Here is a 13222-nt window from a genome sequence, read left to right as displayed (position 1 = left end):
AGACGAGCGTAGGTGAGAAGGTTTCGATACGGAACCGATCCGTATCGTTTGTGTCCCGCATCACCCCCCGTCGGGGACGTCGGCCGCGGGAGTCACCGCCCGCTCGGCACGTCTCCGGTGGACCAGCCAGAGCGCGGCGAGCGCGAAGAGCACCAGCACGGTCAGCGAGTAGGAGTCGGCGGCGAGCCACTTCGCCCGCCCCTCCATGTGGGCCGAGTTCCAGATCAGGCCCCGCGGGATGGTCTCGCCGGTCGGGATGGTGCCCGGCCACAGGAGGAAGGGCAGGGTCGCCGCGACCGCGACCACGCCGGCGACCACACGGGCCACGCCTCGCGAGCGCCGCACGACGTCGATGAGCACCACCGCCATCGGAGCGGTCCAGAGCCAGTAGTGCGACCAGCTCACCGGCGAGATGAGGAGCATCGTGCAACCCACGACCACGAGGGCCATCGCCTCCTCGCCGTTGCGCTGCAGCGCGGTCGCGAGTGCGAGCCCGGCCACCGCCACGACGACCACGGACAACATCCACCAGCTCGTGTTCAGCTCGTTGGTGTCGAGCTGACGGGCGACGAGACCCTGCAGGGACTGGTTGCCGGCGTACCGCGGGCCCGACCCGCCGAGCATCGGCTGGTTGTCGAACGCCCGGCCGGTCACCCAGTAGTCGAACGAGTTCCGCGGCTGGATGATCGCGCCCAGCAGGGTGAGGCCGGCGAAGGTGCCCGCCGCGACGACGGCCGCGCGGATCCGTCGCGTCAGCAGCAGGTAGACGACGAAGAGGCCCGGCAGCAGTTTGGTCGCGGTCGCCGCCCCGATGCCGATCCCCTTGAACCGGCTCCGGTCGGGCAGGGCGAGGTCGACCACGACCAGCAGCATGACGAAGATGTTGATCTGACCGAGGTGGAAGTTGCGCTGCAGAGGCTCGGTCCACAGCAGCACCGCGAGCACGGCGGCGGCGACACCGAGCCGGCCGCGGACGCCCTCGTAACCGGTCATCCTGGTGGTCAGCCAGACCACGGCGAGCATCGCCAGCAGGCCCGCGACGCTCCACACGTAGAGCGCGACGTTCTCGTCGAGCCAGGTCAGCGGGATCAGGAACGTCATCGTGACCGGCGGGTACGTGTACGGCAGGTTCAGCCCGGTGTAGCCGGCCCGGTAGACCGGATCACCGTCCAGGAACGTCCTGGTCGCTCCCAGGTACATGCGGAAGTCGGTCCCGGCCAGCGAATGGTCGCGCAGGTACAGGCCGTAGAACGCGAGCGAGACGGCCAGCGACGCCAGGCCGGGAACGAGTAGCCAGTTCGGGACGCGGACCCGCGGACGAGCCGGCTGCTCCGCCGGAACCTCGAGGGCGAGTCGGCGGATCTGCTGAATGATCATGGTGTCCGGATAGTAGCCCGCAGGCCGTCGCGGCGGGGTCCCGGCGCACCCGGCACCCCGCCGCCGACCCGCGCCGGGCTATCCCCGCCGCCGGGGGCGCCGCCAGCGCAGCGCCAGGGCGGCCACGCTGCCCCAGATGCCCCGCCGGAACAGCAGCACGACGAGCACGAAGATGCCGCCGGTGACCAGGCCGATGGCCTCGAAGCCGGAGAACGACAGCCAGTCCTCCAGGCGGACCACCAGGGCCGCCCCGAGCACGCCGCCCCAGAGGGTGCCGATGCCGCCGAGCACCACGACGATGACCGCCTTGCCGGACGTGGTCCAGTGCAGCACGTCCAGCGAGACGAACCGGTGGCCCACCGCGAAGAGCCCGCCGCCCAGCCCGGCCAGGAAGCCGGAGAGGACGAACGCGGTCAGCTTGTAGCGGTGCACCGGGTAGCCCAGCGCGCGGGCCCGGGCCGGGTTGTCCCGGATGCCGACCAGCACCCGGCCGAACGGCGAGTGCACGATCCGCCAGGCGGCGAGCAGGCCGAGCAGCACGATCGGCAGGATCGCGTAGTAGAAGTAGTAGTCGTCGGTCAGGTCGACCCCGAAGAAGGAGCGGGGCACGCCCTGGAGGCCGTTCTCGCCCTGGGTGACCGACCGCCACTCGTTGGCCACGTAGTAGACCATCTGGGCGAAGGCCAGCGTGACCATGGCGAAGTAGATGCCGGTGCGCTTGACCGCGAGATAGCCGATCGGCAACGCGAGCAGCGCCGCGGCCAGGGCGCCGGCCAGCACGGCCGCCGGGAACGGCAGGCCGGCGTGGATCGCCACCAGCCCGGTCACGTACGCCGAGGTGCCCCAGAACGCAGCGTGCCCGAAGGACATCAGCCCGGTGAAGCCGAGCAGCAGGTCCACCGAGACGGCGAAGAGCGCCCAGCACAGGATGTCCACGGCGACCGCCGGGTAGATGCCCCTGGGCAGCCAGAGCGCCACGATCAGGCCGGCGGCGAGCAGGGCGTACCGGACCCAGCCCGGTGCCCGGGCCACGGCGAGCAGCCCGGACGGCGGGGCGGGACGGGCCGCCTCCTCGGCGGGCGTGTCGACGGCACTTGTCATGCCGGTGCCTCCTCACGGCCGAACAGGCCGGCCGGCCGCCAGAGCAGCACCGCGGCCATCACCACGAACACGACGGTCTGCGACACGATCGGGAACTCCGACAGGTACGCCTCGCCCCAGGCCTGGATGAGGCCGATGCCGAAGCCGGCGGCCACCGAACCGAAGATCGAGCCGAGCCCGCCGATCACCACCACCGCGAAGACCACGATGATCAGGTCGGCACCCATGAGCGGGTTCACCGCCCGCATCGGCGCGGCGAGCACCCCGGCCAGCCCGGCCAGGGCGATGCCGAAGCCGAACACCGGGGTGACCCACCTCCCCACGTCGATGCCGAAGGCCCGGGTCAGCTCGGGACGCTCGGTGGCGGCCCGGACGACCATGCCGACCCGGGTCCGGCCGAGCACCCACCAGACCGCGACGCAGAGCAGCACGGTGAAGCCCAGGATGAAGACCCGGTAGGTGGGGAAGTCGAAGAGTCCGAAGTCGACCGTCCCGCTCAGCTCGGCCGGGGTGGCGTACGGGCTGGACTGCACGCCGTACCGGGACTTCACCAGGTCCTGCAGGATCAGCGTGAGGCCGAAGGTGAGCAGGAAGTTGTAGAGCGGGTCGAGCCGGGTCAGCCGGTGGATCACCGCCCGCTCCAGCACCATGCCGAGCAGGCCCAGCGCCAGCGGCATGATCACCAACGCGGCCCAGAACGGCACGCCCGCCTCGGCGAGCAGCACGTACGCCCCGAAGGCGCCGAGCATGTAGAAGGCGCCGTGGGCGAAGTTCACCACCCGGAGCATGCCGAAGATGACCGCGAGCCCGAGGGCGAGCAGGGCGTAGAACGCCCCGCCCACCAGCCCGTTGAACGTGTTCTGCAGGAAACCTGACATCAGCTCGTCACATCTTGCAGTCGGCCGACGGCGCACGGAACGCCTCAGCCGCCGGGATGGTCTTGAGGATCTTCACGTAGTCCCACGGCTCGCCCACCTCGGCCTGCGGCTTCACCTGGGCCAGGTACGCGTCGTGGATGACCCGGTGGTCCTCGGCGCGGATCTTGCCGTTGCGCAGGAAGAGGTCGTTGACCTCCTTGCCCTCCAGGGCCTTCACCACGGTGTCCGCGTCGTCGGTGCCGGCGGCCTGCACGGCCTCCAGGTACTGCATGGCCGCGGAGTAGTTGGCCGCGTGGGCGAAGGACGGCCGGGTGCCGGTCTCCTTCTGGAACTTGTCGGCCCACTCCCGGTTCTGCTGGTCGAAGTTCCAGTACCAGGCGTCGGTGTAGGTGGTGCCGGCGAGCGCGGCCGGGGTGAGCGAGTGGATGTCGGTGATGAACATGAGGCCCACGGCCAGCCCGACGCCCTTGTCCCGCAGCTTGAACTCGTTGTACTGCTTCACCACGTTGACCAGCTCGGCGCCGGCCTGCATGGTGCCGAGCACCTGCGGCTTCGGGTTCAGCGTCGGGGCCTTGAGCAGGAAGGAGGAGTAGTCGCCGCTGGTGTTCGGGAACGGCGCGCCGTCCTTGCCGACGACCTGCCCACCGGCGGCCGTGATGGCGGCGGAGAAGCTCTTCTCCATGTCCTGCCCGAACGCGTAGTTCGGGTAGAGGATGTACCAGTTCTTGCCGACCTGCTCGGTGGTCACCGTGCCGGTGCCGTGGGCCAGCATGTAGGTGTCGTAGGCGTAGTGGAACGTGTACTTGTTGCAGCTCTTGCCGGTCAGGTCGGTGGTCGCCGCGCCGATGTTGAAGTAGAGCTTCTTCTTCTCCTTGGCCACGTCCGCGACCTTGAGGGCGGCCGAGGAGGTCGGCACGTCGAGGATCGCGTCGACGCCCTTCCGGTCGTACATCTCCTGGGCCTTGCTGTTGGCCACGTCCGGCTTGTTCTGGTGGTCGGCGGTCTCCACGCTGATGTTCTTGGTGACCGCCTTGTCGCCGTACTTGGCCTTGAAGTCGGCGATGGCCATCTCCACGGCCTTGACCGAGTTCCGCCCGGACAGCTCCGAGTAGGCCCCGGACTGGTCGTTGAGGACGCCCAGCACGATCTTGTCGCCGGTCAGCTTCTGGTCGCCGCCGGACTGCGGGCCACCGCCGCCGCAGCCGGCCACCACGAGCACCGCCGCCGAGGCGGCGGCCACACCCACGCTTCTCCGCATGTCGAAATCCCTTCATACCGCGCGGTCCGCGCGGGTCAGCCGTCGTTTCAGATGCCGAGGTACGCCAGCAGCTCGCGCTCCCGCGAGCGCACCTCGGAGTTGTCCATCGCCTCCGCGATCCGTCCCTCGGCCAGCAGGTAGTGCCGGTCGGCGACGCCGGTGGCGAAGTGCAGGTTCTGCTCGACCAGCAGCACGGTCACGCCGTGCTTCTTGGCCTCCCGCAGCAGGTCGCCGACCTGCTGCACGAGCAGCGGCGACAGGCCCTCGGTGGGCTCGTCGCAGAGCAGCAGCCGGGCGCCCATCCGCAGCACCCGGGCCAGGGCGAGCATCTGCTGCTCGCCGCCGGAGAGCATGGTGGCCGCCGAGTCCCGCCGGCTGTAGAGGGCGGGGAACGCCTCGTACACCCGCGCAAGCGGCCACGGGTCGGGGCCGACCCGGGGCGGCAGGGTCAGGTTCTCGGTGACGGTCAGGGTGGCGTACGCGCCCCGGTCGTCGGGGACCCAGCCGAGCCCGAGCCGCGCCCGCTTGTACGCGGGCAGCTTCGTGACGTCGCGGTCCGCGAAGGTGACCCTGCCGCGCTGGCCGGCGTGCAGCCCCATGACGGAGCGCAGCAGGGTGGACTTGCCGGCGCCGTTGCGCCCGACAAGGGTGACCACCTCGCCGGCCGCCACCTCCAGGCTCACCTCCCGCAGCACCTGGGCCTCGCCGTACCAGGCGGAGAGGTTCTCAATGCGCAGCATCGGCGGCTCCCAGGTAGGCGGTGATGACCCGCTCGTCGGCGCGGACCTGCTCGTACGGCCCCTCGACCAGGACCTTGCCGGCCTGGAGGACGGTGACCGTGTCGGCCAGCCGGCCCACCACGCTCATGTTGTGCTCGACCATGACCACGGTCCGGCCCTCGCGGACCCGGGCGATCAGGTCGACGGTGCGGTCCACGTCCTCCAGGCCCATCCCGGCGGTGGGCTCGTCGAGCAGCAGCACCTTCGGGTCGAGGGCGAGCGCGATGGCCAGCTCCAGGGCGCGCTTGCGCCCGTACGCGAGGGCCTCGGCCGGGGCCTCGGCCAGCTCGGCGAGGCCGACCATGGCGAGCAGTTCGTCGGCCCGCTCGCGGTAACGGCGCATCAGCTTCGCCGAGCGCCAGAACCGCCAGCCCAGCCCGCTGGAGGCCTGGAGGGCCAGCTCGACATGCTCCCGCGCGCCGAGCTGGGGGAAGAGGCTGGTGATCTGGAAGGAGCGGGCCACGCCGAGCCGGGCGACCCGTTCCGGGGGCAGGCCCGTGACGTCCCGGCCGGCCAGCTCGATCCGGCCGGCGCTGGGCGGCAGGAAGCCGGTGAGCAGGTTGAACAGGGTGGTCTTGCCGGCGCCGTTGGGCCCCACAAGGGCGTGCACGGTCTCCGGCGCCACGTCGAGGTCGACCCCGTCGACCGCCCGGAAGCCCCGGAAGTCCCGGGTCAGCCCACGGGCCGACAGGATCGCTTGCCCGGCCATCGCCTCACCCTCCGCAGGTCCGTCCCACGCCGGCCAGGTCGGTGACCGGGGTCACAGGGCCGACGCGTGCAGGAAACCTACGGCGCACCGGCAGAGTCGAGCCATGTCGATTCCCCACACATTCACCCCCATTGGGACGGGCCCGCTCCCCATAGGGGGCGGGCCCGTCCGCCGGCCTCCGGGCGGATCGGCGGGTGTCGACATGTGGTGGCGCCACCGTCACCGGGCGGCCGCGTACTCCGGCAGATCGAGACCGTCGGCCTTGCTGAAGAACAGCCGGGTGGCGAGCCCGCGCAGCGGCCGGGAGGTCATGGCCCGCATCGACGCGTCGCGCATCCGGATCGCGGCCCGGCTCTCCGGCAGGAAGCCGCCGATGCCGCCGCCCGGCAGCTCCTGGCCGCGGGTCACGTGCGGTCGCAGCAGCTCCTCGTAGCGGCGGTAGGCCACCGCGTGGTCGCCCCGCGCCGCGCCCAGCTCGCCCGCCAGCAGGTACGCGCCGACCAGGGCGAGGCTGGTGCCCTGCCCGGTGAGCGGGGACGGGCACCAGGCGGCGTCGCCGAGCAGCGCCACCCGCCCGGTGCTCCACGAGTCCATCCGCACCTGGCCGTACCGGTCGAAGTAGAAGTCGCCGGCGTCCGGCGCGGCGGCCAGCAGGTCGGCGGCCCGCCAGCCGACGTCGGCGAAGCGCTCGGTGAGCAGCCGCTGCTGGGCGGCCCGGTCCCGCCGGTCCACGTCGAGTTCGCCGGAGCGGAAGCTGAAGAAGGCGGCGGTCCGGCCGTCGCGGGTCGGGCGGGTGCCGACCACCCGGCCGCCGGGGGCGTTGTGCAGCAGGAACCAGCCGGTCTCGTCCCGGTACGGGGTGGAGAAGTAGGCCAGGTACGCGCCGAGCGGCCGGACGTACGCCGACTCGGGGCCGAACGCGAGCGCCCGGGTGTGCGAGTGCGAGCCGTCCGCGCCGATCACCAGGTCGACGGTGCGCGGGGCGGACCGGGCGAAGGTGAGCCGCACCCCGTCCCCGCTCTGGTCCAGCGTCTCGATCGAGTCGTCGAAGACGTACTCGACCTCGTCCCGGGTGGCCTCGTACAGCAGCCGGGCCAGGTCGCCCCGCTCGATCTCGATGTCGGCGACGATCCCCTCCCCGTCGAAGGCGTGCACCGGCAGCCGGGCGCGCGTGGCGCCCCGCTCGTCGACGTACGCCATGCCCTTCTCCCGGACGGTCTCGGCCCGGATCCGGGCGGCCAGCCCCATCCGGTCGACCACCTCGCGGGCGGTTCCCCGCACGTCGACCGCCTGCCCGCCGGGACGCAGCCCGGGGGCGCGTTCCACCACGGTCACGGCGAAGCCGTGCCGGCGCAGCCAGAAGGCGAGGGCGGGGCCGGCCACGCCGGCGCCGGAGATGAGCACGGTCCTGTCGTTCATGGTGTTCTCCCGAGTTCGCGCGTACACCGTCCATCCGGTGCGGGTAGGACGCTAGGGTCCAGCGCGCCTGGACGCTCCCGGCGACCTAGTACGCTGCCCGTTCCGGCGTGTCCCACAGGGCGGGTGTACTAGTACGCTGCGGGGATGTCCGAGCGTGGCCGCGGCGAGGAGCCGCCGTACCGGCGGATCGCCGCGGAGATCCGCCGCCGCATCGACCTGGGCGAGCTGCGGCCCGGCGACCGGGTGCCCTCGGCCCGGCAGCTCACCCGCGAGCACGGGGTGGCCATCGCCACCGCGACCCGCGTGCTCGCCCTGCTCCGCGCCGAGGGGCTGGTGCTGACCCGGCCCGGTGCCGGCACCGTGGTCGCCCCGACACGGCGGGAGCCGGCGCGGGGGGAGCCGGAGCTGAGCCGGGAACGGGTGCTGCGCACCGCGCTGGCGCTGGCGGACGAGGGCGGCCTGGCGGCGGTGTCCATGCGGCAGATCGCCGCCGAGCTGGGTGTGGCCACCATGTCGCTCTACCGGCACGTGCGCGGCCGCGACGAGCTGATCCTGGCCATGGCCGACGCGGTGCTGGCCGACGCCCCGCTGCCGGTCGCCGAGCCGGCCGGCTGGCGCGCCCGCCTAGAGGTGCTGGCTCGGGCGCAGTGGGCCGTCTACCGGCGGCACCCCTGGGTGCCGCACGTCATCTCGATCGCCCGGCCGCAGCCGCTGCCGCACGGCATGGCGCACACCGACCGGGCCCTGCGGGCCACCGCGGGGCTGGGCCTGGACCGGCAGGTGCGCTGGCACGTGGCGATCACCCTGATGGCCTACGTGAAGGGCATCGCGACGAACCTGGAGATGGGCGCGCAGGCGGAGCAGGACACCGGCCTCACCCACGACCAGTGGGTGGAGCGCCAGCAGGCCACGTTCCAGCAGCTGATGGCCGGCGGCGGGCTGGCCACCATGGACGCCCTGACCAGCGGCGGCGTCGACGTGGATCTGGAGACGGTCTTCGACTTCGGCCTGCGCCGGCTGCTCGACGGGATCGCCGTGCTGATCGAGGGCGGGCCCGAGGTCAGTCCGGGAAGGTGACCACCCAGCGGGCGCCCTCGCCCCGGGCGAGCCGGTCCAGCGCCGCGGGCGCCTCGTCGAGGGGGATGGCGCCACTGACCAGGGGCGCCAGGTCCAAGCTGCCGTCGGCGAGCGCGGCCGCCAGCTCCGGCACCTCCCGGTCCGGGTCGGAGGAGCCGTAGACCGAGGAGCGCAGCGTGCGGGCCGAGTGGAAGATGTCCAGCGCCGACAGGCTCACCAGGTCATCCTTGCCGCCCATGCCGACCACGGTGACCGCTCCCCCGCGCCGGGTCGACCGCCAGGCGGCCCGGATGGTGACGGACCGGCCGACGCACTCGAAGGCGTGGTCGACGCCCCGGCCCTCGGTGCGCGCCCGGACCTCCTTGGCGAGGGTGTCGTCGGAGCGGAGGAAGTCGGTGGCTCCGGCGGCGAGGGCGAGGTCCCGCTTCGCCTCGGCCACGTCGACGGCGAGGATCGGCCCGGCGCCGGCCCGCCGGGCAGCGGTGAGCACGGCGAGGCCCACCCCGCCGAGGCCGATCACCACCACCGACTCGCCGGGGGCGACCCGGGCGGTGTTGCGGACCGCGCCGGTGCCGGTGAGCACGGCGCAGCCGAGCAGCGCGGCCTGCTCCGGCGGCAGGCCGGCCGGGACCTCGATGGCCGCCCGCTCGGGCACCACCACCTCCTCGGCCAGCGCGCCGAGACCCAGGGTCACCTGGAGCGGGCCACCGTCGGCGGTCTCGCCCCGGGCCACCGAGGCCCCGGTGTTGGCGGCGCAGAGCCAGGGCTCGCCGTGCCGGCAGTGCCAGCAGGCCCGGCAGGCGGGGGCCCAGTTGAGCACCACGGGCGTGCCGACGGCCAACCGGGTGCCGGGGCCGGCCTCGGCCACCACGCCGGTCGCCTCGTGCCCGAGCACCAGTGGGTACGCGGGCGCCACCGTGCCGTCCACCATGGCCAGGTCGGAGTGGCAGATGCCGGCGGCCCGGATCCGGACCCGCAGCTCGCCGGGGCCGGGGGCGGGCAGGCGGACGTCCTCGACGGCGGGGGTGGCGCCCCGGCCGCGGACCACGAGCGCCCTCACCGCTGGATCGCCTTCAGCTCGGTGAACTCCTCGATGCCGTAGCCGCCGAGTTCGCGGCCGAGCCCGGACTGCTTGTAGCCACCGAACGGGGCGAGCGGGTTGAACGCGCCGCCGTTGACGTCGACCTGGCCGGTACGCAGCCGCCGGGCCACGGCCAGCGCGGCCTCCTCGTCGGCGGACCAGACGGCGCCGGCCAGGCCGTACCGCGAGTTGTTCGCGATGGTGACCGCCTCGTCGGTGTCGGCGAAGGGGATGACCGCGAGCACCGGGCCGAAGACCTCCTCCTGCGCGAGGACGCTGTCCGGGTGCACGTCGGCGAAGACGGTGGGCGCCACGAAGTGGCCGCGCGGCGGCAGCGGCGCGTCCGGTCCGCCGGCGACGAGCCGGGCGCCGTCGGCGAGGGCGCGGTCGACGTGCCCGCGGACCCGCTCGGCCTGGGCGGCGGAGACCAGCGGGCCGAGCCGGGTGGCCGGGTCGAACGGGTCGCCCGGCCGGTAGCCGGCCACGGCCGCCGCCACCAGGTCGAGGGCCTCGGCGTAGCGGTCGCGGTGGACCAGCATCCGGGTCCAGGCGGTGCAGGTCTGGCCCGAGTTGAGCAGGGCGTTGCCGACCCCGACCTTGACCGCGGTGGGCAGGTCGGCGTCGGCGAGGATCACGTTGGCCGACTTGCCGCCGAGCTCCAGCGCGACCCGGGCGATCCGGTCGGCGGCCAGGTGGGCGATCCGCCGGCCGGTGGCCGTGGAGCCGGTGAACGAGACCAGGTCGACGTCGGGGTGGGCGGCCAGGGCCTCACCGACCACCGGCCCGGTGCCGGGCACCAGGTTGACCACCCCGGGCGGCAGCCCGGCCTCGGCGATCGCGTCGAAGAGCAGGTACGCCGTGAGCGGGGTCAGTTCGCTGGGCTTGAGCACCACCGTGCAGCCGGCGGCGAGGGCCGGTGCCACCTTGGCGACCACCTGGTGCAGCGGGTAGTTCCACGGCGTGATCGCGCCGACCACGCCGACCGGCTCGCGGACCACGAGGGAGTTGCCGACGGTCCGCTCGGCCGGCGGGTTCGCGGCCAGGTCGACCATGCCGCGCAGCACGGTCAGCGGCAGGCCGGCCTGCACCCGGGTGGCGAGCTTGAGCGGGGTGCCCAGTTCGAGCGCCACGGTGCGGGCGATGTCGTCGGCCCGGGCGGCGAGCGCGGTGTGCAGCCGGTCCAGGTGGGCGGCCCGCTCGGCGGGGGCGGTGGCGGCCCAGCCGGGGAAGGCGGCCCGGGCCGCGGCGACGGCCCGGTCCACGTCGGCCGGGGTGCCGGCGGGGACCTGCCCCACGATCTCGCCGGTGGCCGGGTTCTCGACCGGGATCGTCCCGCCGTCCGCCGGGTCGACCCAGTCTCCGGCGACGTGCAGGTGGCGGCGGACCAGCAGGGCGGGGGGCGCGTCGGCGAGATCCATGGCGTCCCTTCGGGGGCGGGAAACTAGCAGTGGGAGTTTTGACGCTACCCCGGACCGGTGCCGCGTTCCAGAGGGGTCACCGTCCGGGCGTACTCGGCGGCGAGGCCGTGCAGCAACGCGTCCAGGCCCAGGGTGAACGCGCCCTCGTCGACACTGCGCTGGTGGCCGCGGAGCCGGTGCGCCTGCGTGAGGTGCGGGTGGGCCGCGTAGAGCTCCGGGTCCTCGACGAAGCCGCGGGCGAACGAGCCGAGGGCCGAGCCCGCCACGAAGTAGCGCAGCGCGGCGCCGATGTGCGTGGCCCGGGCCGGCGGCCAGCCCGCCCGGACCAGGGCGCCGTAGACGGCGTCGGCCATGGCCAGGGCGGCCGGGCGCCGCCCCGGCCCCTGCGCCAGGTACGGGACGATGTTCGGGTGGACGGCCAGGGCCGCACGGTAGGACCGGGCCCAGCGACGCAGCGCCTCGGCCCAGTCGTACCGGTCGAAGACACCGACGTCGACGGACGCCGTGACGCTGTCGGCCACCGCGTCGAGGATCTCGTCCTTCGTGGCGAAGTGGTTGTAGAGCGAGGGGCCCTGCACGTTCAGCGCGGCGGCCAGCCGGCGGGTGGAGAACGCGCCGAGACCGTCGGCGTCGATCAGCGCGAGCGCGGTCTCGACGATCCGCTCGCGGTTCAGCAGGGCCTGACGGGGACGGGGCACGGTCAGACCACCCACGCCGGGCCGCGCGCCCCTCGCCGGTCGAATCCCGCCACGCCGCCTCCCCGTCGGAACACCTGCTCACGCACCCTAACCGGGGCCGGGGCCGCCGGACCTCACCGCGACAGCCGGAGAAGGGGTCTGGACGGATTAAAACTTACACCGCTAGTTTAAGAGCGACCGCCGCCGCCCGCGCCGGTCGCCACGCCGACCTGAGGGAGCAACGTGGACTTCGCACTGTCCGAGGAGGAACGGGCCGTCCGGGACACCGTGCGCGCCTTCGTCACCCGCGAGGTGCTGCCGCTGGAGCAGGAGGTGCTGCGCCGCGAGCGCGCCCACCAGCCCGGCCTGGACCGTTCCGAGCTGCGCGAGCTGCAGCTCAAGGCGAAGAAGTTCGGTTTCTGGGGCCTGGCCACCCCCGAGGAGTACGGCGGGATGGACCTGCCCGCGGTGCTCCAGTCGCTGATCTGGACCGAGCTGGGCCGCACCTTCGTGCCGTTCCGTTTCGGCGGCGAGGCGGACAACATCCTGTTCCACGCCAGCGAGGAGCAGAAGCGGGAGTTCCTCGTCCCCACCATCGAGGGGGAACGGATCTCCTGCTTCGCGATCACGGAGCCGGGCGCCGGCTCGGACGCCGCGAACATCAAGCTGCGCGCCCGCCGCGACGGCGACGACTGGGTCCTCGACGGCGAGAAGACGTTCATCACCAACGGCAACGACGCCGACTTCGCCATCGTGGTGGCCGTGACCGACCCGGAGAAGGGCGCCCGCAACGGCGGCGCGACCGCGTTCCTGGTGGACCGGGCGATGGGCTGGCGGTCGGAGTTCATCCAGACCATGGGCGAGGGCGGGCCGGCGTCGCTGATCTTCGACGGCGTACGCGTGCCGCACCGCAACATCCTGGGCGAGATCGGGCAGGGCTTCACGCTCGGCATGGAGTGGATCGGCAAGGGCCGCTACACGATCCCCTCGCACGCCATCGGCATCGCCGAACGGGCCCTCCAGATGGCCATCGACCACGCCAACACCCGGGAGACCTTCGGCGCGAAGATCGGCACCAACCAGGCGATCCAGTGGATGATCGCCGACTCGGAGACCGAACTGGAGGCGGCCCGCTGGCTGGTGCTGAAGTCGGCCTGGACCGTCGACCAGGGCCTGGACCCGCGGCACGCCTCGTCGATGGGCAAGCTCTACGGTGCCGGCATGGTCAACCGGGTGGTCGACCGGGTGCTCCAGATCCACGGCGGCATGGGCTACACGCGGGAACTGCCGATCGAGCGCTGGTACCGGCAGGTCCGGCTCTACCGGATCTTCGAGGGCACCGACGAGATGCAGCGGCTCATCATCTCGCGCGACCTGCTGCGCGGGTACACGAAGATCGGCGGCCACCTGGCCTGAGCCCCGGGGGTGGCTCCCGCCCGGTCCCGGGG

General features: G+C 73.1%; 12 protein-coding genes. 2 read left to right on the top strand and 10 right to left on the bottom strand.

All coding sequences use genetic code 11. The annotated features are described in order from the left end of the window. Window positions 1-60 precede the first annotated feature (60 nt). From GA0070214_RS16345 to GA0070214_RS16315, 7 genes are all read right to left on the bottom strand, one after another. Window positions 61-1377: a glycosyltransferase family 87 protein gene (locus tag GA0070214_RS16345; RefSeq protein WP_091263675.1), complete on the bottom strand. Its 1317-nt coding sequence runs from the start codon at window positions 1375-1377 to the stop codon at window positions 61-63. 78 nt (window positions 1378-1455) lie between these two features. Beyond that, complete coding sequence (locus GA0070214_RS16340; protein WP_091263672.1) at window positions 1456-2478, bottom strand: branched-chain amino acid ABC transporter permease; 1023 nt, start codon at window positions 2476-2478, stop codon at window positions 1456-1458. Further along, window positions 2475-3356 (bottom strand): branched-chain amino acid ABC transporter permease, encoded by an 882-nt coding sequence (locus GA0070214_RS16335; RefSeq protein ID WP_091263670.1) that lies wholly within the window; start codon window positions 3354-3356, stop codon window positions 2475-2477. The genes GA0070214_RS16340 and GA0070214_RS16335 overlap by 4 nt, the downstream gene beginning before the upstream one ends. A gap of 7 nt (window positions 3357-3363) precedes the next feature. Beyond that, a complete protein-coding gene (locus GA0070214_RS16330) occupies window positions 3364-4614 on the bottom strand; it encodes an ABC transporter substrate-binding protein (RefSeq protein ID WP_091263668.1) in 1251 nt (416 codons plus the stop codon). A 47-nt stretch (window positions 4615-4661) separates the two neighbouring features. Next, window positions 4662-5354: an ABC transporter ATP-binding protein gene (locus tag GA0070214_RS16325; protein ID WP_091263666.1), complete on the bottom strand. Its 693-nt coding sequence runs from the start codon at window positions 5352-5354 to the stop codon at window positions 4662-4664. Then, window positions 5341-6102 (bottom strand): ABC transporter ATP-binding protein, encoded by a 762-nt coding sequence (locus tag GA0070214_RS16320; RefSeq protein WP_091263664.1) that lies wholly within the window; start codon window positions 6100-6102, stop codon window positions 5341-5343. The genes GA0070214_RS16325 and GA0070214_RS16320 overlap by 14 nt, the downstream gene beginning before the upstream one ends. Before the next feature lie 219 nt (window positions 6103-6321). Beyond that, window positions 6322-7521, bottom strand: coding sequence for an FAD-dependent monooxygenase (locus GA0070214_RS16315; protein ID WP_091263662.1), 1200 nt, complete (start codon window positions 7519-7521; stop codon window positions 6322-6324). Between the two features lie 144 nt (window positions 7522-7665). Here GA0070214_RS16315 and GA0070214_RS16310 point away from each other — a divergent pair, with 144 nt between their 5' ends. Next, window positions 7666-8598 (top strand): TetR/AcrR family transcriptional regulator C-terminal domain-containing protein, encoded by a 933-nt coding sequence (locus GA0070214_RS16310; protein ID WP_091263660.1) that lies wholly within the window; start codon window positions 7666-7668, stop codon window positions 8596-8598. On the opposite strand, the gene GA0070214_RS16305 is transcribed toward GA0070214_RS16310, so the two are convergent. Genes GA0070214_RS16305 through GA0070214_RS16295 form a run of 3 tightly spaced genes read right to left on the bottom strand, consistent with a single transcriptional unit; the run spans window position 8582 to window position 11795 of the window. Continuing rightward, complete coding sequence (locus tag GA0070214_RS16305; RefSeq protein ID WP_244167734.1) at window positions 8582-9658, bottom strand: alcohol dehydrogenase catalytic domain-containing protein; 1077 nt, start codon at window positions 9656-9658, stop codon at window positions 8582-8584. The genes GA0070214_RS16310 and GA0070214_RS16305 overlap by 17 nt on opposite strands. Beyond that, on the bottom strand, window positions 9655-11097 hold the full coding sequence (locus tag GA0070214_RS16300) for an aldehyde dehydrogenase family protein (protein WP_091263658.1): 1443 nt from the start codon (window positions 11095-11097) through the stop codon (window positions 9655-9657). The genes GA0070214_RS16305 and GA0070214_RS16300 overlap by 4 nt, the downstream gene beginning before the upstream one ends. A 44-nt stretch (window positions 11098-11141) precedes the next feature. Beyond that, the gene (locus GA0070214_RS16295) at window positions 11142-11795 is read right to left on the bottom strand and encodes a TetR/AcrR family transcriptional regulator (RefSeq protein ID WP_091264031.1); all 654 of its coding nucleotides are present in this window, start codon (window positions 11793-11795) and stop codon (window positions 11142-11144) included. A 222-nt stretch (window positions 11796-12017) separates the two neighbouring features. On the opposite strand from GA0070214_RS16295, the gene GA0070214_RS16290 reads away from it, so the two are divergent. After that, window positions 12018-13190: an acyl-CoA dehydrogenase family protein gene (locus GA0070214_RS16290; RefSeq protein ID WP_091263657.1), complete on the top strand. Its 1173-nt coding sequence runs from the start codon at window positions 12018-12020 to the stop codon at window positions 13188-13190. Window positions 13191-13222: the final 32 nt, after the last annotated feature.

This window comes from Micromonospora chaiyaphumensis (assembly GCF_900091435.1).
Lineage (GTDB): Bacteria > Actinomycetota > Actinomycetes > Mycobacteriales > Micromonosporaceae > Micromonospora > Micromonospora chaiyaphumensis.
This window is presented reverse-complemented; position numbering and strand designations above follow the sequence as displayed.